Below are 21,104 nucleotides of genomic sequence, written 5' to 3' on the forward strand. Positions count from 1 at the left end.
GTGGGACGTCGTCGGCTTCTGGGCTCGGCCGGCCTGCGTTCCGGGGCGCGGAGCGTCGTCGCCACGGCCGCGCTGCTCGTGCTCGCGACGAGTGGGCCGGCGACGGCCGCGACCCCGCTCGAACGGACGCTGGTCGACACCCCGCCCGCGCTGCGGACGTCGGCGGCGGGCGCCGATGCGCTCCAGGGACAGCAGCAGGATGATCTCTCGCGGCTGATCGCGGCCGGCGACGCCCTCGCCGGGGGCCTCGCGCCGCACCGGCGTCAGCTGGCGGGCGCCGTCCGCGGCCTCGACCGCACGACCGCCGCGCTGACCGCCGACCACGGCGCGCTGGCCGAGACGTTGCGGGAGCTGCCGCCGACCCTGCGGCGGGCCGAGGCCGCCTTCGCGGCCCTCGACGCGGCGCTGCCCGGCGTTCGCCGGCTGGCCGACCAGCTGCTGCCCGGGGTCCGCGAGAGCGGGACGGCGATCGACGCGAGCCTGCCCTGGATGCGGGCGGCCCGTGAACTGACCGGGCCCGACGGCCTGCCACGTCTGGTCGACGAGCTGGAGCCGACCGTGCCGCTGCTGACGCGGCTCGCGGCCCAGGGGCGACAGCTGGCGCCGCCGCTCGACGCCGCCGCGATGTGCGTCTACAAGGTGCTCGTCCCGGCCGCCGGCGCGAAGGTCGAGGACGGCAAGCTGACGACCGGCCGCGAGGTCTATAAGAGCCTCGGCTATGCGGCCGTCGGGCTCGCCGGGATCGGGCAGAACCGGGACGCCAACGGGGCCTACGTCCGGTTCGGCACGGGACTCGGCTCCGGGCTGCTCGACCTCGGACCGAACGCGGCCTCCGGACGGCTGCTCTCGACCACCGGCAGCTCGCCGATCGGGGTCCGCCCGGTCCGGCCGAGCGGGCAGCCGCCGCAGCGCGACGATCGGGCCTGCGACGAGCAGCCGGTCCCCGATCCGAACCGGGCGATGTCGGCCCCGGGTGAGGCCTCGGCGGTCGTCGGGCGTGCCCGCAGCGCCGCGGCCCGCGAGCAGGGGCCGACCGCCGAGGGCTCCCCGCGGGGGCTCGGCGCGAGCCGCGACCGGCTCGGGTCCGGGCTCGCCGACCGGCTCAATCCCCTCAGCGGCCGTCCGCCGACCGCGAAGCCCGGGGCGACGGGGGGCCGACGGTGAGCCGTCTCGGAGCCGTCCGTCGCCGGGTGCTCGTGGTCGCCGGCCTGCTCGCCGTGCTGGTCGTCGTGGCGATCGTGGCCGTCGCCGGAACCCGGTCGTCGGCGGGAGGCGACGACGTGGCCGGGACCACCAGCTACGCCGCGCGGTTCGCCAGCGGGGGCCCGGTCGTCCCGGGCGAGGGGCAGCGGGTGACGATCGCCGGGGTCCCGGTCGGCGAGATCACCGACGTCCGCCGCGACCACGGCCAGCTCCGGGTCACGCTGCGGATCGGCGACCGCTACGGGCGGATGCTGCGGAGCGACGCCCGCGCGCTGCTGCGGCCCGCGACCGGCACCGACGATCCGGTCCTCGAGCTCGACCCGGGCGCCCCCGCTGGACGGCCCGTGCCCGCCGGCTGGACGATCCCCGTCGCCCGAACCAGCCCGGCGGCGGACCCCGACGAGCTGCTGGCCGCGCTCGACAGCGACACCCGCGAGGCACTGCGGCTGCTCGTCGCCAGCGGACGCGAGTCGACCACCGACGGGGCACCGCAGATCGCGCGCAGCGCACGGCAGGCGGCCCCCGTCGCCCGCAACCTGCGCCGGATCGGGGCGGCGCTGCGGGGACGGGCCGGCGACACCCGGCGGGCGATCCACTCCCTGCGCCTGGTCACCGAGGAGCTGGCGAGCAAGCGCGGCGACCTGGTGCGGGTGGTCGACGCGACCGACGCGGTGGTCGGCACGATCGCCGGTCGCGATCGTGAGCTGCGGCAGGCGCTGCGGGAGCTGCCGCCGACGCTCCGGACGACCCAGGGCGCACTCGACCGGACCACCCAGCTCGCCGACGAGCTGCCCGCCACGACCGCGGCGCTGGAGCCGGTGGCGCGCGCGCTGACCCCGGCGGCGAAGGCGCTGCAGCCGTTCTTCGCCGACACCGAGCCGGTCCTCCGCGAGCAGCTGCTGCCGCTGACCCGCGAGGCGCCGTCGGCGCTCCGCCGGGTCCGCTCGGCCGCCCGCGCGACCAGCGCGCTGGCGCCCGACGCGACGGCCACGCTGAAGACGTTCGACCGGGCCGCGAACGCGTTGGCCTACGACCCGCCGGGGGCCGACCAGGGCTACCTGTTCTGGGCCCAGTGGCTGGCGCACCTGGCGCCCTGGGCGGTCAACACCCAGGACGCCCACGGCCCGATCCTGCGCGGGCAGGTGCTGATCTCCTGCACCAGCCTCTCGCGGCTGCTGGAGCTGGGCGAGGTGACGCCGGCCGGCTCGCTGCTGTCGGGCGCGTTCGGTGGTCTGGCCGCGTCCGGTCTCTGCCCGAAGGGCGGAGCCCGATGAGCGGCGGGCGCCACGGGAACCGCGGGCGAGAGGCCGCCGGGCGGGCCGGCGGGACCACCGCTGGGCCGGACGCTGGTCGGCGCGGCCTGCGGGCCGCGGTCGCGATCGTCGTTGCGCTGGCGCTCGCCGGGCTGCTGGTGGTGACGCTCGTCCGGCCGTTCGGCGGCGCGGACGGGGCGGCGGCACCGGGCTACCGCCTGCGGGTCAGCTTCCCCGTTGGGACCCCGGTCGTGGCCGACGCGGCGGTCCGGATCTCGGGCGTGCCGGTCGGCCGCGTGCGGCGGGTCGCCAGCGCCCCCGGGAGCGGCCGGAAGACCGTCGAGCTGGTGCTCCAGCGGCGGTTCGCGCCCGTGCCGACCGGAACCCGGGCGGTGCTCCGCAGCAGCTCGCAGCTGGAAGCGCCCCACGTCACGCTCGACGAGGGGCCGGTCGGCGCCCGCCCGTTGCCCGACGGCGGCCAGCTCCCGGCAGGCCGGGTCAGCGAGGCGGTCGACGTCGACCGCCTGCTCGCACGGGTCGATCCCGCCACCCGCCAGGCCGTCGGCCAGGCCCTGCGCCGCTCGGCGAAGGTCCTTCAGGGACACGGAGGCGAGCTGTCGGCGGCGATCGGCGGGCTCGAGCCGTTCGCCCGCGACGGGGCCAGCCTGCTGCGGACGCTCGACGAGCAGCAGGCGGCCGTCGCGGGGCTGGTCCGGAACGGCGGCACGGTCGCCGGGGCCCTGAGCGCGCGGGACGGGGAGCTCTCCGGGCTGCTCGCCGACGCCGACCGGCTGTTCGCGATCGGCGACCGTCGCGGGCAGGACCTCGCCGCCGCGATCCAGGCCCTGCCGGGCTTCGAGCGCGAGGCCCGACGGACGGTCGAGCGGCTGACGGAGCTCTCCGCCGAGGCCGATCCGCTCGTCGCCCAGCTGCGCCCCGCGGCCCGCGAGCTGGCCCCCGCGATCGAGGCGGTGGCGGCCGTCGCCCCCGAGGCCGCACGGCTCGTCGACGCCAGCCGTGCGCTGGTCGCCGCCTCGCGGCGCGGCCTGCCCGCGCTGACCCGGATCGGCGATGCGCTGCGGCCCGCGCTCGGGGCGGTCGAACCGCTCCTGCGCGAGCTGGTCCCGGCCTGGCGCCTGCTCGGTCGCTACCCCGACGAGACCCGCGCCTTCTTCGCCAACGGCGCCGCGGCGCTGCAGGCCTCGGCCCCGGACGCCGACGGCAGACGCCGCCACTACCTGCGGGTCACGACCCCGATCAACCTGGAGAATCTCGCCATCTACGACCGCCGGCTGTCGACCAACCGTCCCGATCCGTACGCGCAGCCCGGCGCGGCCCGTACGCTGGCCGGTGGAATGCCCGTCTTCGAGGACCGCCAGTGCGACCGCGACCCGCTCGCGACCGGGTTCCTGGCCCCGCTGAGCGAGGCGCTCGGGGGACCGCTGGGCGGGGCCGCGAGGGCCTGCCGTCGGCAGCCCGGCTACGTCGCCCCGAACGGGCGTCGCACCGACTTCCCGCAGGTCGAGCGCGACCCGGCTGACGGCACCGGCCCGTCGCCCTCGGGCACGATCGGGACGGCCTCCCCGTGACCTGGCTCGTCGACCGCTGCCTCCGGTACCCGCTGCGGGTGGGGGCGCTCTCGCTGCTGCTGCTGGCGCTCGCGGTGTTCGGGCTGACGCAGCTCGGGACCTCGGCCGCGATCCGGACGCTGACCGGCAGCGGCTCGGCCGCCTACCGAGCCGATCGTGAGGTCGCGACCCGCTTCGGCGACGAGGCGATCCTGATCCTGGTGCCCGAGTCGGCCCGCGACATCGCCCTGACCGACGATCTCGGACGGGTGATCGCGCTCGAGGGCTGCCTCGCCGGCACCGCGCAGGACGAGGCGACGCTGCCCGGCGGAGACGGCGGCGCCTGTGCGCGGCTGCGGAGCCTGAAGCCGGCCAAGGTCGTCTACGGCCCGGGGACCTTCCTCAACGCCGGGATCGGCCAGGTCTCGGACGAGATCCAGCGGCTCGGGCTGCGGGCGCTGACGGAGGCCCAGCAGGCGAAGACGAAGGCGGAGGCGGCCGCGCGCAAGCGCGGGGAGGGCCAGGCGGCGATCGCCCGGGCGGGAGCCGCGGCGGCCGATCGGGTGATGGCCCGCTCGCAGGCCCTGGAACAGGTCGCCGCGAGTCGCGGCATCAGCGTCGCCCGGCCGCCGACCCTGAGCGACACGGCGTTCGTCGAGCGGTTGCTGTTCGACGCCAACGCCGATCGCCCCGGGACGCCGCGGGCGCGCTTCGCGGCGGTCTTCCCGAGCCCCGACGCGGGCCTGATCACCCTCCGTCTGCGGAAGGACCTGTCGGAGGGCGACCGGCGGGAGGCGGTCGAGCTGGTCCAGCAGGCGGTCGACCTGAAGGAGTTCCGGCTGCAGCGCGGCGGGGCCTACGTGGTCAGCGGCTCGCCGGTCCTGGTCGCGGCCGTCGCCGACAAGCTGGCGAGCGCGCTGCTGGCGCTGCTGGCGGTCGGCGTGCTGGTGATGGCCCTGGTCCTGGCCCTGACCTTCCCGGAGCGCCGGCGGCTGCTGCCGCTGGCCCTCGCGCTCGGCACCGTCGCCGTGGTCTTCGGCGGGATCGGGCTGCTCGGGATGTCGATCAACCTCGGGACGATCGCGACGCTGCCGGTCCTGCTCGGGCTCGCGGTCGACTACGGCGTCCAGCTGCACGCGCGGGTCGAGGAGGCCCGCCGAGCGGGGTTCTCCGGGACCACGGCGGTCCGGACCGCCGTCGCGCGCGGGGGCCGGCCGGTGCTGCTGGCCGCTGGCGCGACGCTGGCCGGCTTCATGGCCCTGTTCTTCTCGCCGACGCCGCTCGTCCGCGGCTTCGCGCTGGTCCTGTTCGTCGGCGTGGCGCTGGCGGTCTTCGCCTCGTTCACGCTCGGCCTGGTCCTCCACGCGCGACGCGCGACGGCCCTCGGCGCTCCCGCCGATCCGGCCGCTCCGCCGGCCGCCGCGCTGGCCCCGCCCGGTCGCGGGCTCGGAACCGGCCCGCTGGTCCGCTGGCTGGTCGGCGGTGCCCACCGGCGCCCGGTGCTGGTGCTGACGGTCGGGGTGACGCTGGCGCTGGTCGGGGTCGTGCTCGGCTCGCGGGAGCCGGTCGAGACCGACCTGCAGCGGCTGGTCCCGAGCGACATGCCCGCCCTCCGCGACCTCCAGAAGCTGGAGCGGGCGACCGGGCAGTCGGGCGAGATCCAGGTCCTGTTCCAGGGCAAGGACCTAGCGACCCCGGCGATCCTGCGCTCGATCGACGCCTACCGCGAGCGGGCGCTGAAGGATGCCGGCTACGACGCCGCGCGCGGCTGTCACGACGCGCGCCTCTGCCCCCTCAGCGTCAGCTTCTCGGAGCTGCTGGCGACCCCGCTGACCAAGCTCTCCGACGCCGCCGCCGTCCGCGAGGCACTCGACGGGATGCCGGACTACTTCACCCGCTCGGCGATCACCGACGACCGCGAGGACGTGCTCCTCAGCTTCGGGATCCCGTTGGCGCCGGTCGAGCAGCAACAGCAGGTGATCGAGCGGATGCGCGACGCGCTCGACCCGCCGCCGGGCGTGCAGGCGACGGTCACCGGCCTGCCGGTGCTGGTCGCGGACGCGAGCGGGACGATCTCCTCGCCGTCGCACCGGCTGCTGACCCTGCTGGGCAGCCTGCTGCTGGTCGGCGGGCTGCTGGTGGCGGTGACCCGCTCGTGGCGGCGCGGCCTGGTGCCGGTGCTGCCGGTGGCGTTGGCGGCGGGCTGGTCGGGGATGCTGGTGTGGCTGCTCGGCCTGCCGCTGAATCCGCTCTCGGTCGTGCTCGGGGCGCTAGTGGTGGCGATCGGCACCGAGTTCGGCGTGCTGCTGACCGAGCGGTACCAGCAGGAGCGCGCGGCCGGCCACCCCGACGCGGTCGCGATCGCGCGGACCGCAGCGTCGACCGGTCGGGCCGTCGGCGCCTCGGCGGCGACCACCGTCGCCGGCTTCGCCGTGCTCGCGGTCAGCGACATCCCGCTGCTGCGCCAGTTCGGGCTGATCACCGTCCTCGACCTGGGCGTCGCCGTGCTCGCGGTGGTCACCGTGCTGCCGGCGGTCGCCGCGCTCGCCGCCCGACAGGACCGGCGCCGCGCGCAAGCCGGACCGACGCCGACCATCAACCCGGCGGCGACGATCACGCCGCCGGCCGCGACCGCGACGGGCGGGACCAGATGAGCAGCAACGACCAGCCGCCGGGCTCCGGCGACGGCGGCGATCGCGACGAGCGCAACCACGATCCGCTCGCCTTCGCCCCCGACGAGCGCGACCAGGCCGAGGCGGCGGGCAGCCCCCCGACCCTGGTCGGGCCGCCTGAGCACGCGCCCTACGAGGACGACGCGCGCGGCCGGGCCGCCGCGGTCGCCCAGGCGGTCGGCGGTCGCTGGGTGGCGGTGATCGTGGTGCTCGTCGCCGTGATCGGCGGCGTCTCGCTGTTGACCGTCGGCGGCGGCGGGGAGTCGCGCGGGACGGTCAAGACCGGCAGCCTGCTGCCGCCGTTCGCGGCGCCGCTGGCGACGGCCCCGAAGCTGAAGAACGACGACGTCAACCTCGCGGCGAAGCCCAATCAGGGCCAGGCGGGGAGCGTCGCCGCCTGCTCGATCGTCAACCCCTCGGTGGTGACCTCCTGCGGCCTCCTGCGGCGCGGCCCGCTGGTGCTGGTGATGTTCAGCAGCGGGGTGGGGGAGTGCGTCCGCACGGTCGACGAGATCGATCGCCTGCGGGCGCGGTTCCCCCGGATCCAGACGCTGGCGGTGGCGATCGGCGGCGAGCACGGCTCGACCGCGAAGACCGCCCGCGCGCGCCGCTGGCGGCTGCCGGTGGCCTACGACCGCGACGGGGCGCTCTCGTCGCAGCTGGGCGTGGCGGTCTGCCCGTTCGTGCTGTTCGTCGGCAGCGACGGCCGGATCGTCGAGCCGCTGATCGGGACCCCGGCTCCGGGGGCGCTCGCCCGCGGGATGGCGGCCCTCGCCGCCCCGTCGCCGACGGGTGCCGTCAGCTCGCCGACGCCCGCTCCCGGCCGATAGCCTGCGTTCCGTCGTGGCTCAGCCGAAGAACAAGAAGCGTCGCCGGTCGTCGCAGAAGCGGCGGGCGGACGGTCGCCCCGCCGGGTCGCGTCCGCCAGCCCCATCGGTTCCGAAGGCCGACGCGCCGGGGGCCTCGGCCCGCCGGGCAGGGGCCGGCCCGGTACGGGGCGGGACGCCGTCGCTGAAGTCGCGCCGCGAGGAGGCCCCCAAGCCGATCTGGGCGCCGCTCCCGGTCACCGAGGTCCTGATCCTCGTCGGACTGGTGGTCGCGGCGATCGGGCTCGCCAAGAGCGCGGCGCCGATGGTGATCGGCGGGCTCGTGATCCTCGGGGCGGCGTCGACCGAGCTCGCCGCCCGCGAGCACCTCGCCGGCTACCGCTCCCACAGCGGCATGCTGGGCGGCCTCGCGGCGGTGGTCGTCACCGCCGCGGTCGGCTTCGGGATCGACGCGCTCGGGGCCAGCGTGCCCGTCTGGGCGTTGCTGGCCGTCGCGGTGATCATCTTCCTGCTGGCGTTCAGCGGGGCGCGTCGCGTGTTCCGCCGGCGGACCGGTGGACTGTCGTTCCGGGTCTAGCGGCCTGATGGAACAGGGCCGTCGGGACGTTCGTCGGCCGGGGACGCGCGGGGCCGCCGATCGGGACTGACGGCTTGGGGCAGGCGGGGAGCGTCCCGCCGAGGACCTCGACCAGGAGCCGCCGCTGGCGAGTGGTCAGGCTCCCGACCGGTTTGTTCTCCGAGAGCGGGACCTGACGCAGCAGGCGCAGTGCCCGGGCCTCGCCCCAGCGGTGTTGGGCGACGAGCAGCTCGCCGACCGGCATCGAGGCCGCCTCCGGCGGACAACTCGCGACCACGTCCGCCACCGCTTGGTGGCCGTCGTGGATCGCGCGTTTGAGCGCGGCCCGGGCGAGCCTGACGGCGTTGGCACGTTGGAGTGCCATTCGTCGCTGGTGCTCGCGCGGTGGACTCGCGCTATCGACGTTGACCTGGGCCGCGTGAGGCACGAGGTGCTCCACTCCCTCCGGAGGGTGTTCCGATGAATGTTCGTGACGAGCCGGGCCACCCCCGCGGGCGCCGTCCGGGGGAGGCGGCGATCGGGGGTAGCACCTACCGGCGGTACCGGGTGCAGCTCGTTCCTGAACCTACGAGCGGGCCGCGTGGCGGTCAACGGCAAGTTGGTTCCATGCCCGCACATAGCGGGAAAAACCTGATCAGACTTCGGTAATCGACTCAGAGCCGGCGGGTCGGGACAGCTCGTGTTGAAAGACCGGCCGTTTGGTGCGACGGGCGGTTCTACGACGAACGGCTCAGTCGTGGATCTCGGGGCCGGGCAGGGCGCCGTGCTCGGCCTCGAACTCGCGCTTGACCCGGCCGAAGATCTCCAGCGCCCGGTCGAGGTGCTCGCGGGTGTGGGTCGCCATCACCGACGTCCGCAGCGCGGCGCCGGACGGCGGCACCGCGGGGTGAAGGGCGGTATTGACGAAGATGCCGCCGTCGAACAGCGCCCGCCACAGCAGGACGGCCTTCCAGTCGTCGCCGACGGAGATCGAGACGATCGGGGTCACGACCGACTGGCCGTCGCCGACCGGCTGCGGCTGGACGACGGCGTAGCCGAGCGCCTCGAGGCCGTCGCGGAGGTAGCGGGCGTTGGCGAGGACGGCGTCGAGCAGGGCCGGGCCCTCGTCGGAGCGCACGATCCGCAGCGCGGCCAACGCGGCGCCGACCGCCGCCGGCACGGCGGAGGCGGTGAAGAGGAAGGCGCGGGAGCTGATCCGCAGGTAGTCGATGACCTCGCTCGAGCCGGCGATGAAGCCACCGGCCGACGCCAGCGACTTGGAGAAGGTGCCCATCCGCAGGTCGACGCGGTCCTCGACCCCGAGCAGCTCGCTGGTCCCGGCCCCGCGGGCGCCGAGCACGCCGGCCCCGTGGGCCTCGTCGACCATCAGCCGCGCGCCGTAGCGCTGGCAGAGATCGGCGATCGCCGGCAGCGGGGCGATGTCGCCCTCCATCGAGAAGACGCCGTCGACGACCACGAGGATGCCGCCGCCGTCGGTCTGGGCCCGCTGGAGCTGCTTCTCGAGCTTGTCGAGCTTGTTGTGGCGGAACGGCCGCAGCTTGGCCTTGCTCAGCAGGCAGCCGTCGAGGATCGAGGCGTGGTCGCCGGAGTCGGCGATCACCGTGTCCCCCGGGGCGAGGATCGTCCCGAGCGTGCCGACGTTGGCCTGGTGGCCGGTCGAGAAGACGATCGCCTCCTCGGTGCCCATCCAGTCGGCGATCTCCCGCTCCAGCTCCAGGTGCAGCGGGATCGTGCCGTTGAGCAGGCGCGAGCCGGTCAGGCCGGTGCCGTAGGCGTCGAGCGCGGCGTGGGCGGCGGCGACGACCCGCGGGTCGGAGGTCAGCCCGAGGTAGTTGTTCGAGCCGAGCTGGATCCGCTCGGCGCCCTCCATCGTGACGACGGGCAGCGCGGCGCTCTCCTGCACGTGGAAGTACGGCAGCAGGTTCGCCTGGCGGGCGGCGGCGAGCTGCTCGGCCCGCTCGTGGCCACGGACCTTCGCGAAGACGTCGACGGGGGTCGGAGTGGTGGTCGGGTGCTCGTCCGTGGACATGGGTTCGTTGAATCTACGTCTCCGGGCGGCGAACGTGCGTGAACCCAGGGTTTCGACGGGCCGGGCCCAGGCGGAGGCGGTGTCGTCCGGGCCGGTGGTCGACGGCCTACGCCCGGTAGGGTCGGCGGCGTGACCGTGCAGATCCGCCCCGTGCGTACGCGCGGCGACCTCAACGCCTTCGTCGACCTGCCGTTCCGGCTCTACCGCGACGCCGAGCACTGGCGCTCGCTGCCACGGTTCGCGCTCAAGCGGGAGCTGGACCGCAAGAAGAACCCGTACTTCGAGCACGCCGAGGCCGAGTACTTCCTGGCCGAGCGCGACGGACGGATCGTCGGGCGGATGACGGCCCAGGTCGACCGCAACCTGCACGAGTTCCAGGACAACCGCTGGGGCCAGTTCGGCTGGTTCGAGTGCGAGGACGACCAGGAGGCCTGCGACGCGCTGCTCGACGCCGCCACGGCCTGGGTCAAGCAGCGCGGCTGCGACCGGTTGGTCGGCCCGTTCTCGTTCACCACCAACGACGAGTGCGGCCTGCTGATCAACGGCTTCGAGCGGCCGCCGATCATCCTCACCGGCTGGCACTTCCCGTACTACCGGGCGCTGCTCGAGAACGCCGGCCTGCAGCGGGCGATGGACACCCTGATGTGGGATCTGCACGTCCGCGACCGCGAGCGCGTGCACCCGATGATCTGGAAGATCGCCGACCGGGTCGAGTCCGAGCACGGGATCGTCAGCCGCCACTTCGTCAAGAAGGACATCGAGGCCGAGGTCGGACGGTTCCTCGAGGTCTACAACGCCGCCTGGGAGAAGAACTGGGGCTTCGTCCCGCTCAACGAGAAGGAGGTCCGGCACTACGCGAAGGAGCTGGGGCCGATGCTCGACGAGAACTGGGCGATGGTCTCGGAGATCCCGGAGACCGGCGAGGTCGTCGGTGCCGCGCTCTCGATCCCCGACTACAACCAGGTCCTGGCCAAGGTCCGCAACGGCCGGCTGCTGCCGTTCGGCTGGCTGACGCTGCTGCGCAACCGCAAGAAGATCGACCGCGTCCGGGTCTTCGCGCTCGGGGTCAAGCCGGAGTACCAGCACACCGGCGTCGGGGCCAAGCTCTACGAGATGCACTACCAGTCGGCGATGCGGACCCCGCAGGGCGGCGGCGAGACCGGCTGGATCCTCGAGTCGAACGTCAACATGAACAAGGCGATGTCGAAGATGGGCGGCACGATCGCCCGCCGCTACCGCTTCTACGAGCGGCTGCTGGAGGAGGGCGCCGAGTCGTCGGCCCCGAAGGACTCGAAGTTCACCGGCGACTTCGTCGACGAGAACTCGGTGATGGCGCGCGGCTCGATCGCGAGCTGAGCGGGACGGGCCTCGCCACGTCGCGGCGGCGCTGCCGCCGAGACGTCGGGAGCCCTGGCCGCCGGGCGGCGGGGCACGAGCCGCCGGTGGAGTTGCCGCTGGGTGCCCCGCTATCCTCGGTCGAGGTATGCCTCCGAGTTCTTCCGAGCCCGCGCTCGACCCGCAGGACGAGGCCGCCGTCGAGCTGCTCGACGGTGAGCTGATGACGGCGGTGACGCCGGTCGTCGACGCCACCGTGGTCGTCGAGCCGGCCCGGCGCAGCGTCACGACCGTCGCCGTCCAGGCGACGGCGGTGGCGGCGACCGGCTTCGTGGCCGGCGCGATCGCGACGGTCGTGGTCGCCCGCAAGGCCGGCGTCGTCCGTCGGCGTCGCGGCCTCGGCGGGCTGCCGCCGGTCGTCGACAGCAAGCGCTTCCTCGTCGACGTGCACCAGCTCGGCGGCCGCTGAGCCCCGCGGCGGGGCGCGCGCTGCGATGGTCGAGGTCCGCGCCGAGCTTCGTCCGCCGGGGCCCTACCGGCTGCCCGGCCCCTCGGCCGACGGGCTGGTGCGGCGGCGCGGGGACGTGCTCTTCCGCCTGCTGCGGGTCGACGGGCACGACGTGCTGCTGCGCGCCGCGCAGCGCCCGGACGGGGCCGTCGTCGTCGGCGCCCGGGTCGATCCGGAACGCCCGGCGGTGGTGCGCGCGGCCACGGCAGGACGGCGGTCGTCCGCGCGAGGGCCAGCTGCCCCGTCGCCAGCGTCGGACCCGTCCCACGACGGTCCGGAGGCGGCCGCGCGCGAGGGTCTGCGCCGCTGGCGGTTCGCGCTCGGCTGCGACCTCGATCTGCGGCCGTTCCTCGCCGCGCACCGTGACGACCCGCTGATCGGCGACGCGCTTCGCCGGCGGCCGTGGCTGCGGCCGGCGCGCCGGCCGTCGGTCTTCGAGGCCCTGCTCTGCGCCGTCTGCGAGCAGCTGATCGCGTTCGAGGACGCGGTCGTGATCCAGCGGCGCGTGATCGCCCGCTTCGGGACGCTGCGCCCGCCGGACCGCCCGTCGCACCCGCTGCTGCGCGAGGCCCCGGACGCGGAGGCGGTCGCCGGGCGGCTGGTGCCCGCCGACCTCGAGTCCTGTGGCCTGGCCCCGGCCCGCGCCGCGACGGTCCACCGGGCCGCGCGGGAGCTGGCCAGCGGCCGGATCGACGGCGGGCCGGACGCTGACCACGCGCAGCTGCTGGCCCGGCTCGGGCGGCTTCCGGGGGTCGGCAGCTGGACCCTGGCCCTGGTCGCCACCCAGGCGCTCGGCCGGGTCGACCTGCCGCCCTCGGGGGACCTGGGGCTCGTGAAGGCCCTGGGCCGGATCCGGACCGGAGACCCGCGGGCGCGGGTCTCGGAGGCCGAGGTCGACGCCTGGCTGGCGCCCTACGCCCCGTGGGGGGCGCTGGCGGCGGCCCACCTGCTGTCGACCCGCCCCGACACGCTGCCGACCGCCGCGGCGGCCTGAGCGGCCGCCTGAGCGGTCACTCGCCCCGGTAGCCCGGGAGGTTCTGCGACGGACGAGCGGTGCCGTCCGGGGTCTTGCGGCCCTCGCCACCGGCGCCCTCGCCGGGCAGGAAGTCGGTCGTGACCGCCGTGTCGAGCGGGATCTGCCGCTTCAGCAGCCCGTTCTCGAGCATCCACTGGGCGTAGGTCGCCCACTCGTCGGTGTCGAGCCAGCCCCACGGCTTCTTGCTGTCGGCCGGGAAGAAGGCGTCGAGCGTCTTCTCCGTCGACTCGAGCTGGAGCCCGGGGTCGAGCTCGGGATTCGCGGCCAGCAGCGGCTTGACGCCCTCGGCGGGGTCGCGGCGGACGGCCGAGTAGCCCTGGTCGAGGGTCCGGACCAGGCGGCGGATCGCCGACTCGCGCTTGGTCAGGGTGTCACCGCGGGCGACGAGCACCAGCTCGTCGTACGGCGGCACGCCGAGGTCGTCGACCGGGGCGATCACCGGCTTGCGACCCTTGCGGGCCAGCTCGACGCCCTCGTAGTTCCAGAACCCGCCGAGCGTCGCGTCGACCTTGCCCGAGAGCAGCGCGCCGTTGAGGTTGAAGCCGACGTTGACCTGCTTGACGTCGTCGGGCTGGAGGCCGGCCTTCTTGACGATCGTCTGCAGGTAGGCCGTCTGGTACGGGATCCCGGCGGTGCCGACGGTCTTGCCCTTGAGGTCCTCGGGGCGGTTGATCTTCGCCTTCGGCAGGCTCATCAGCGAGGTCAGCGGGCGGGTCACGATCGCCGCGATCGCGACGATGTTCTGGCCCTGGGCACGGGCGGTGAGGATCTCCGGCGCATAGCTGATCCCGACGTCGACCCGGCCGGCCGCGACCAGCTTGAGGACCGCGGCGGGGTCCTGCGGGGTCCGGATGTCGACCTTCAGGCCGGCCTTGTCGAAGTCCCCGTCGGCCTGCGCCTTGTAGATGCCGACGTGGTCGGCGTTGGGCAGGTAGTCGAGCAGCAGCGAGAGCTGGTCCGCGGGCGGGCGCTCGGCGGTGGTGGCGCTCTCGGTCTTCTCGCCGCAGGCCGTCAGCCCGAGGGCGGCGACGAGGGCGAGTAGGAGCAGGACGGGGCGACGGGCGTTCATGCGGGTCCTCCGGGTCGGCGGTGTGCCCAGGGTGCCAGGACTCGCTGCATCGCGGCGAGCGCTCCGGTCGTCAGGACAGCGAACAGGGCAAGGATGGCAACCGCGGCGAAGGCGCGGTCGGTGTCGAGCGAGAAGCCGGAGCTCTGGATCACGTGGCCGAGGCCGCCGGCTCCCTGCTCGGATCCGGCGTACTCGGCGAAGACGGCGGCGATCCCGGCGATCGCGACCGAGACCTTCGCGCCGGAGAGCGCCGCCGGCAGCGCCGCGGGCAGCTCGACCCAGCGCAGCTGCTGGGGGCGGCTGGCGCCCATCGTGCGCAGCAGGCGGGGCAGGTCGGGATCGACCCGGTCGAGCGCGTCGAGGGTGGCGATCACGATCGGGAAGAAGCAGATGATCGCGACGATCACCAGCTTCGGGGCGAGGTCGAACCCGAGCCAGAAGACCAGGACCGGGGCGAGCACCGGCAGCGGGATCGCCTGCGACCCGACGATCAGCGGCCCGAGCGTGGCCCGGACGACCCGCGAGAGGTGCATCGCGACGGCCAGCAGCAGGCCGATCAGGAGCGCGACGGCGAGGCCGTAGACGATCTCCTGGGCGGTGATCAGGAAGGCCGACCAGAGCAGCTGCCGGTCGTCGACCAGCGAGCGCAGGACGTCGGTCGGAGCGGGCAGCAGCAGCGCGTCGACGTTCGCCAGCCGGACGTAGGCCTGCCAGCCGCCGAGCGCCAGCAGCGGCCCGAGCACGCCGAGCGCGATCCGGACCGGCCTCGAGAGCGGCCCGCGGTCGCGGGCGGTCCGGGGGGACCGGCGGGGAGCGGTCACGCGGCCACCGTGCCGCGTCCGGCTTCGGCGGCGATCGCCGCGTGCAGGGCCTCGCGGACGGCGCGACGGGCGGCGACGATCTGGGGGGCGGTCGGGTCACGGCGACCGCGGACGGCCTCCGGGGCCGCGTCCCCGCCCCGTGCGGGGCCGACGACGATCGTCGCGGCGACCCGCGCCGGTCGCGGGGTCAGGACGACCACGCGGTCGCTCAGGAGGACCGCTTCCTCGACGTCGTGGGTGACGAGCAGGACGCTCCGCGAGCGGGCGTCGAGCAGCTCGGCGAGCCAGCTCTGGAGCTCCTCGCGGGTGATCGCGTCGAGCGCGCCGAACGGCTCGTCGAGGCAGAGCAGGTCGCGCTCGGTGGCCAGTGCCCGCAGGAACGAGACCCGCTGGCGCATCCCGCCGGAGAGCTGGTCGGGCCGGCTGCGGGCGAAGCCGGCCAGGTCGACCCGCTCCAGCAGCTCGTCGGCCTGGGCACGTGCGTCCCGGCGGGAGGCACCGGCCAGCCGCAGGGGCAGGGCGACGTTGTCGCGGGCGTCGAGCCACGGCAGCAGCAGGTCGCGCTGCGGCATCAGCGCGGCGGGACGGACGGCGAGCTCGCCGACGTCCGGATTCTGGAGGCCGCAGACCAGCTCGAGGATCGTCGACTTGCCGCACCCCGAGGGGCCGACCAGGGCCACGACCTCGCGCTCGCCGACGTCGAGGTCGATCGCGTCGACGACGGGCAGCGTGCCGAGCCGGCGGCTGATTCCGCGGGCGCGGAGCGCGACGCCGGAGGTGGGCGCGGCAGCGGCGTCCCGCTCGTCGTCGCGTCGATTCGGGGCAGGCACCGACCGATCAGGCTATCCGACGGGTGTCGGCCTGGTCACCGTCGGCGGGGTGCGGGGCGCTCCGGGGCGGGGCCGGAACCGGTCAGGGCGGCGACGAACCCCTCGAGCTGGTCGGAGGTCCAGCACTCGTGGACGTCGCAGTACGGGGCGTAGCGGCTGATCACCGAGTCGCCGTAGTCCCAGTAGAGCGCGGGCTCGGGGTTGAGCCAGAACGTTCGGCCCGCCTGCTCGGCGATCGCGGCGAACGCGGCCTCGGCCGGGTCGCGGCCGTTGGTGCGGGCGTCGCCGAGCACGATCACCGTCGCGCGGGGGTTGAGGTCGTCCTCGGTCTGCTCCAGGAACTCGCGCCAGACCCGGCCGTAGTCGGTGTAGCCGGTCACGTCGGCGACCCCGGCGTCGCGGCCGATCGCCTGCGAGACCTTCTCGAACTCGCGTTCCTTCTCGAACAGCTCGGTGACCTCGCTGATCCGCTCGACGAAGACGAACGAGCGCATCTTGCGGAACGCGTCGTGGAGCGCGTGCAGGACCGAGAGGAAGAACAGCGAGGCGCTGGTGACGGAGGTGGAGACGTCGCAGAGGACGAAGATCTCCGGGCGCCGGGGCCGGATCGTCCGCTCCTTGACGACCACCGGCACGCCGCCGGTCTGGAGCGAGGCGCGCATCGTCGCCCGCATGTCGACCTGGGTCCTGCGCCGCTGGCCGCGCAGCTCGTGGCCCTGGGTGTTCAGCCGCCGCTTGAGCTGGCGGACGACCCGGTGGATGTCGGCCAGGTTCTGCCCGGCGGCGCTCGGCAGCGCCCGGTCCATCTGGTTGAGCGGACGGGCAGGCGGCAGCTCGCCGAGCCGCTCGATCCGGCGGCGCTCGAGCTCGCGCCGCAGGTGCTGCTCGAACTCGCGGATCCCCTCGCGGGGGAGGCCCTGGCGGCGGGGGTCGTCCTCGGGCGCGTCGGGGTTGGGCTCGGCACGGAGGTCGAGCGCGCGCCGGATCCGCTGGACGTCGACGCCGACGACGCCGGTGTCGTTGACCGCGCCGCCCATGCTGCCGATCGCCAGCGCGGCGAGATCGGTCATCCGTGAGCTGGCGCCGTCCGCGATCGCCTGGGCGATCGCCTCACGGATCGCGTCGAGGTCGAGCTCGGGGGCGTCGCCGGCCTGGTCGCTGCCGTCGGCGCCCTCCTCGGCCCCTTCGCCGCCCTCGCCGGCCTCCGCGGCCAGCCGGGCGGTCTCGGCGTCGGTCGCGCCGTGGCGGACCGCCTCGGCCTCGGCGGCCCGGAAGAAGAAGCGGTCGAAGACGAGGTCGAAGACGTGGCGGTCCTCCGGCGACTTGGCGAGGGTCGCGGCGAGCGTCTCGCGGAAGTCCTCGCGGCGGCCCCAGGGGATCGCGCTGAGGGCGGCCGTCGCGTCGAGCAGCTCGCTGGTGCCGACGGCCATCCCCTCGCCGCGCAGCTCCTCGCAGAAGACGACGAGCTGGCCGGCGAGCCCGCCGGGGACCCCGCCCTCGGGCAGCACGGCGTGGATCGCCGCCTGCCGCAGCTGGCGCGGTCCCGGGCCCGAGGGCATGTTGGGGGCGGTGGGGCTCATCAGTCCTGGCCGATCTTGCGAATCGAGGCCGGCGAGGGCACGACCGAGGCCGCGAACGGCGTCGTCGGAGCCCACGCGGCCACGTCCGTCCTAGTCCCCGGAGGCCGGGGTCGGGGTCGGCAGCCGCAGGCCGACCCGTTCGGCGACGAGGTCGAGGTCGGTGCGGTGCTTGACGATGATCGAGAGCGTGTCGCGGAAGACCTGCTGGTCGAGGTCGGTCGCCCCGAGCAGCAACAGCGCCCGCGCCCAGTCGACCGACTCGGCGATCGACGGCGGCTTCTTCAGGTCGAGCGCGCGGATCTCGGCGATCACCTCGACCAGCCGGCGGCTGATCGTCGCCGACAGCTCCGGCACGTGCGAGCGGACGATCTCCAGCTCGTGCTCCAGTTCCGGGTAGTCGAGCCAGAGGTAGAGGCAGCGGCGCTTGAGGGCCTCGGTCAGCTCGCGGCTGTTGTTCGAGGTCAGCAGCACGATCGGCTGGGTGGTGGCCGAGACCTGGCCGAGCTCGGGGATCGTGATCTGGAAGTCCGACAGCAGCTCGAGCAGCATCGCCTCGAACTCCTGGTCGGTCTTGTCGATCTCGTCGATCAGGAGCACGACCGGACGCTCGCTGGCGATCGCCCGCAGCAGCGGACGCTCGAGCAGGAACTCCTCGCCGAAGACGTCGTCCTGGACGGCGCTCCAGCTGCCGGCGGCGGGATCGGTCGCGTCGACCGGGGCGGCGCTCTGGGCCTGGATCCGCAGCAGCTGCTTGCGGTAGTTCCACTCGTACAGGGCCTTCGCCTCGTCGAGCCCCTCGTAGCACTGGAGCCGGATCAGCTCGCGGTCGAGCGTCTCGGCCAGGGCCTTGGCCAGCTGGGTCTTGCCGACGCCGGCCGGACCCTCGACGAGCACCGGCTTGTCGAGGTGGATCGCGAGGTGCGATACCAGGGCGGTGCGGGAACCGGGCAGGTAGCCGACGGCACGCAGACCGGCGGCTAGATCTTCGACGGTGGCAGGCACATCGAGCACGGTCCGACCCATGATAGGTGTCGCGGTCGGGAGTGCGCCAACCGTCGCGGGGCGGCGGGGCGCTCGCTGGTCGCTGTGGGATGCTGCCGCGGTGCTCGACGGGACGATGCGCCGCCGGTCCGGCGGCTGGTGGCTGCTGGCCGCGCTGGTCGTCGCGGTCGCCTCGCTGCCGTTCGGGCGCGCGTTGGCCTTCGACGCCTCGGCCTGGGTCGTCTGGGGACGCGAGCTCTGGTCGCTCGGGCTCGAGACCAGCGCCGGCCCGTCGTGGAAGCCGTTCCCGGTCCTCTTCACCGCCCCGCTGGCGGTCCTCGGCGACGCGACCGGCGCGGCCTGGCTGGTGGTCGCGCGGGCCGGCGCGCTGCTCGCGGTCGTCGGCGCGGCCCGGCTCGCGGCCCGCGTCGCCGGCCCGTGGGGCGGGCTGGTCGCGGCGGTGGCGGTCGTGCTGTCGCCGTGGTGGCTGCTCAACGCAGCGCTCGGCAACGCCGATCCGCTGCTCGGGGCGCTGGTCGTCTGGGCGCTGCTGGCGGCGGCCGACGACGCCCCGCGGCGGGCGTTCGCGCTCGGCGCGCTCGGGGCGCTCGTGCGGCCGGAGATCTGGCCGTTCCTGGCCGTCTACGCGCTGGTCCTGGTGGCCCGTCGGCGGCTGCCGCTGGTCCCGGTGCTCGTCTCCGGGGCGGTCGTGCTCGCGCTCTGGGTGGTGCCGGACCTGCTGGCCTCGGGGCTCTCCTCGACCCGTGGCGCGACCGGCCCCGCCAGCGCCGGTTCGGCGAGCCTGACCGACCACCCGTTCCTGACCGTCTGGAAGGACCTCGGTGCCCAGGCCCCGTGGATCGCGCTCGCCGCGGCGCTGATCGGCGCGGCGGCGGTCGGGCTCCGGGGGCGTCCCGGCCAGCCGAGCGGCGAGGGACACGGCGGTGCCGCTGGACCGGCGGGCGGGGCCGGAGGGGGCGACCGCCTGGTGGCGGCCGGGGCGGCCGCGGGCGTTGCCCGCAGCGTCGACGCGGACCGGGAGGACCCCGACCCGGGCACCGCGCGGGACCGGCCGGCGGGTGCGTTCGGCGACCGTCTCGCCGCGATCGAGCGGCTCCTCGTCCCGGCCGACCCCCGGACCTGGCTGCTGCTGGCGGCGGTCTACACGCTGCTGGTCGCGGTGATGGCGGAGGCGGGCTTCGCGGGCAACCCGCGCTACCTGGTGCCGGCCCTGACCCTGGTCGCGGCTGCTGCGGGAACGGTCGTCGGGCTCGGGCGGCTGCCGCGACTCGCCGCCCAGGCCCGGATCGCGGTGCCGCTGGTCGCCCTGGTCATGACCGCGGCGCTGGCGGTGGTCGGCGGGAGCGAGCTGCGCGCGCAGGCCCGGATGGCGGGGGAACGCGCCGATGGCCGGCAGCAGCTGCGCGACGCGATCGCCGCCGCCGGCGGTCAGGAGCGGCTGCGGCGCTGCGGACCGGTCCGCTCGGGTCCGGGGCCGCGGACGCTGGTCGCCGAGCTGCTGCACGAGTCGGTGCCGGAGGCGGCCGTCCGTCCCCGGCCGGGCGACGCCGCGGTCCTGGTCGACGCGGCCGGACGCTGGTCGGTCGTCGCCCCGACCTGCCGCTGACGGTTCGGAGCCGCAGCTGCGTCTGATCCTCGGTCGCTGCCGCGGGGCGCGGATCCGTTGTGGGATGCTGGGGCCGTGTCCTCGCTCCCGCTCGCGGTGACCATCCCCGCCTCCGTCGTCGTGACGTTGATGGTGGTGGCGGTCCTGATCGCCATCCTCGGCCATCTCAGTGGTGTCCGTTCGGTCGTCGCCTCCGGCCTGCTGCTGCTGTTCGTCGCGACCTTCGGCATGATCCTCGGCGGCTTCGGGGCCTGGCGCGACACGCCGGGGCCGATCCCGGACCAGATGCGCGACAGCAACCTCCAGATCCCGGAGAACGAGTCGATCGGCGAGGCGCGGGAGAACTACCGCCAGAGCCAGCGCTGAGGCGCGGCGCCGGTCGCGATCAGTCGCGCGGCGGTGCCTCGGGCCGCGGCGCCTCGCGCGGGCGGCCGTCGGGGGCGGGATCGTTCGATCGGGGTGCGACCGGTCCGCGGGGCGCGGGACGCGGAGCGGGCTCGTCGACGGCCGGGGGCACGCCGGCCTCGCGGCGCTCCAGGTCGCTGCCGGGCTGGTCGTACGACCACGAGCGGCTGGCGGGCGCGGCCGGCGGATGGACGACGTCGTGCGGGTCGACGACCGGCCTGTCGTCGGCGGGATCCTCGGGCTCGGGGGCGCGCCTGCGGCCGCGGTCGGCCAGGGCCGCCCGGCGTTGGTCGAGGCCGGTCATCAGCAGCAGGCCGACCGCGAGCAGCGTCGCGAAGATCCCCCAGGAGAGGCCGACCAGGGTGCTCAGCTCCGGGCCGCTGGCACCGCTCGGCCGGTCGAACAGCCGGTAGACGACCAGCAGCCCGGCCCAGCCGGCCCCGGCCGTGACCAGCGTGCCGTCGTCGAAGGGCAGGCTGAAGCGCCGCTCGGTCGCCCGCGCCCAGGTCAGGACCAGGACGGCCAGCGCGATGAGCAGGACGGCGGCCTCGACGAACGAGAAGCCGCGGAAGCCGGAGATCGTCCCCTGCGAGCGCTGCAGGGCACCCTGGGCGCCGCGCGTCACCGTCTCGGTCGAGTACCACGGGGCCTGGAGGCTGACGAGCAGGACGAGCGCGGCCGCGGCCGTCCGCTGCTGGGCGGTGGTCAGGACGCGCCAGCCGTCGCGCACGGCACGGAGGCCGGAGCTGCGGGGGACGGGGTCGGGGTCGGGAGCGGCCATCG

At 75.2% G+C, this 21,104-nt stretch carries 18 protein-coding genes; 11 read left to right on the forward strand and 7 right to left on the reverse strand.

Translation table 11 applies throughout. The features are described 5' to 3' along the window. The 6 genes from ACVUH9_RS07435 to ACVUH9_RS07460 are packed head-to-tail and all read left to right on the forward strand — an operon-like array spanning window position 1 to window position 8,100. A complete protein-coding gene (locus ACVUH9_RS07435; protein ID WP_475755456.1) occupies window positions 1-1,164 on the forward strand; it encodes a hypothetical protein in 1,164 nt (387 codons plus the stop codon). Continuing rightward, the gene (locus tag ACVUH9_RS07440) at window positions 1,161-2,477 is read left to right on the forward strand and encodes an MlaD family protein (protein ID WP_475755458.1); all 1,317 of its coding nucleotides are present in this window, start codon (window positions 1,161-1,163) and stop codon (window positions 2,475-2,477) included. The genes ACVUH9_RS07435 and ACVUH9_RS07440 overlap by 4 nt, the downstream gene beginning before the upstream one ends. Continuing rightward, window positions 2,474-4,045 (forward strand): MlaD family protein, encoded by a 1,572-nt coding sequence (locus ACVUH9_RS07445; RefSeq protein WP_475755460.1) that lies wholly within the window; start codon window positions 2,474-2,476, stop codon window positions 4,043-4,045. Before ACVUH9_RS07440 ends, ACVUH9_RS07445 begins: the two co-directional genes overlap by 4 nt. After that, window positions 4,042-6,678: an efflux RND transporter permease subunit gene (locus tag ACVUH9_RS07450; RefSeq protein ID WP_475755461.1), complete on the forward strand. Its 2,637-nt coding sequence runs from the start codon at window positions 4,042-4,044 to the stop codon at window positions 6,676-6,678. Before ACVUH9_RS07445 ends, ACVUH9_RS07450 begins: the two co-directional genes overlap by 4 nt. Then, entirely contained in the window at window positions 6,675-7,526 is an 852-nt protein-coding gene (locus ACVUH9_RS07455) for a TlpA family protein disulfide reductase (RefSeq protein ID WP_475755463.1), read from the forward strand. The genes ACVUH9_RS07450 and ACVUH9_RS07455 overlap by 4 nt, the downstream gene beginning before the upstream one ends. Before the next feature lie 13 nt (window positions 7,527-7,539). After that, entirely contained in the window at window positions 7,540-8,100 is a 561-nt protein-coding gene (locus ACVUH9_RS07460) for a hypothetical protein (RefSeq protein WP_475755465.1), read from the forward strand. Between the two features lie 730 nt (window positions 8,101-8,830). Here ACVUH9_RS07460 and ACVUH9_RS07465 read toward each other — a convergent pair. After that, on the reverse strand, window positions 8,831-10,129 hold the full coding sequence (locus ACVUH9_RS07465; protein WP_475755467.1) for an aminotransferase class I/II-fold pyridoxal phosphate-dependent enzyme: 1,299 nt from the start codon (window positions 10,127-10,129) through the stop codon (window positions 8,831-8,833). 129 nt (window positions 10,130-10,258) lie between these two features. On the opposite strand from ACVUH9_RS07465, the gene ACVUH9_RS07470 reads away from it, so the two are divergent. The 3 genes from ACVUH9_RS07470 to ACVUH9_RS07480 all read left to right on the forward strand — a co-directional run bounded on the left by ACVUH9_RS07470 (window position 10,259) and on the right by ACVUH9_RS07480 (window position 12,966). Then, on the forward strand, window positions 10,259-11,485 hold the full coding sequence (locus tag ACVUH9_RS07470) for a hypothetical protein (RefSeq protein ID WP_475755469.1): 1,227 nt from the start codon (window positions 10,259-10,261) through the stop codon (window positions 11,483-11,485). Window positions 11,486-11,612: 127 nt separating this feature from the next. Further along, window positions 11,613-11,933, forward strand: a complete 321-nt coding sequence (locus tag ACVUH9_RS07475) for a hypothetical protein (protein ID WP_475755471.1) — start codon at window positions 11,613-11,615, stop codon at window positions 11,931-11,933. Between the two features lie 25 nt (window positions 11,934-11,958). Continuing rightward, window positions 11,959-12,966 (forward strand): DNA-3-methyladenine glycosylase family protein, encoded by a 1,008-nt coding sequence (locus ACVUH9_RS07480; protein WP_475755473.1) that lies wholly within the window; start codon window positions 11,959-11,961, stop codon window positions 12,964-12,966. A 16-nt stretch (window positions 12,967-12,982) separates the two neighbouring features. Here ACVUH9_RS07480 and ACVUH9_RS07485 read toward each other — a convergent pair whose 3' ends face one another. From ACVUH9_RS07485 to ACVUH9_RS07505, 5 genes are all read right to left on the reverse strand, one after another. Then, window positions 12,983-14,077: an ABC transporter substrate-binding protein gene (locus ACVUH9_RS07485; protein ID WP_475755475.1), complete on the reverse strand. Its 1,095-nt coding sequence runs from the start codon at window positions 14,075-14,077 to the stop codon at window positions 12,983-12,985. After that, the gene (locus tag ACVUH9_RS07490; protein WP_475755477.1) at window positions 14,074-14,898 is read right to left on the reverse strand and encodes an ABC transporter permease; all 825 of its coding nucleotides are present in this window, start codon (window positions 14,896-14,898) and stop codon (window positions 14,074-14,076) included. Before ACVUH9_RS07490 ends, ACVUH9_RS07485 begins: the two co-directional genes overlap by 4 nt. Continuing rightward, window positions 14,895-15,728 carry an ABC transporter ATP-binding protein gene (locus ACVUH9_RS07495; RefSeq protein ID WP_475755478.1) on the reverse strand — a complete coding sequence of 278 codons (834 nt, stop codon included), beginning with the start codon at window positions 15,726-15,728 and terminating at the stop codon, window positions 14,895-14,897. Before ACVUH9_RS07495 ends, ACVUH9_RS07490 begins: the two co-directional genes overlap by 4 nt. Window positions 15,729-15,763: 35 nt before the next feature. Beyond that, complete coding sequence (locus ACVUH9_RS07500; protein WP_475755480.1) at window positions 15,764-17,308, reverse strand: VWA domain-containing protein; 1,545 nt, start codon at window positions 17,306-17,308, stop codon at window positions 15,764-15,766. Window positions 17,309-17,398: 90 nt separating this feature from the next. Further along, window positions 17,399-18,331: an AAA family ATPase gene (locus ACVUH9_RS07505; protein WP_475755482.1), complete on the reverse strand. Its 933-nt coding sequence runs from the start codon at window positions 18,329-18,331 to the stop codon at window positions 17,399-17,401. Between ACVUH9_RS07505 and ACVUH9_RS07510 the strand changes: the two genes are divergently transcribed. Continuing rightward, the gene (locus ACVUH9_RS07510) at window positions 18,330-19,916 is read left to right on the forward strand and encodes a hypothetical protein (protein ID WP_475755484.1); all 1,587 of its coding nucleotides are present in this window, start codon (window positions 18,330-18,332) and stop codon (window positions 19,914-19,916) included. The genes ACVUH9_RS07505 and ACVUH9_RS07510 overlap by 2 nt on opposite strands. 75 nt (window positions 19,917-19,991) lie before the next feature. Further along, a complete protein-coding gene (locus tag ACVUH9_RS07515) occupies window positions 19,992-20,282 on the forward strand; it encodes a hypothetical protein (RefSeq protein ID WP_475755486.1) in 291 nt (96 codons plus the stop codon). A gap of 19 nt (window positions 20,283-20,301) precedes the next feature. Here ACVUH9_RS07515 and ACVUH9_RS07520 read toward each other — a convergent pair whose 3' ends face one another. Beyond that, window positions 20,302-21,102, reverse strand: a complete 801-nt coding sequence (locus ACVUH9_RS07520; protein WP_475755488.1) for a hypothetical protein — start codon at window positions 21,100-21,102, stop codon at window positions 20,302-20,304. Window positions 21,103-21,104: the final 2 nt, after the last annotated feature.

This window comes from Patulibacter ginsengiterrae (genome assembly GCF_056269115.1).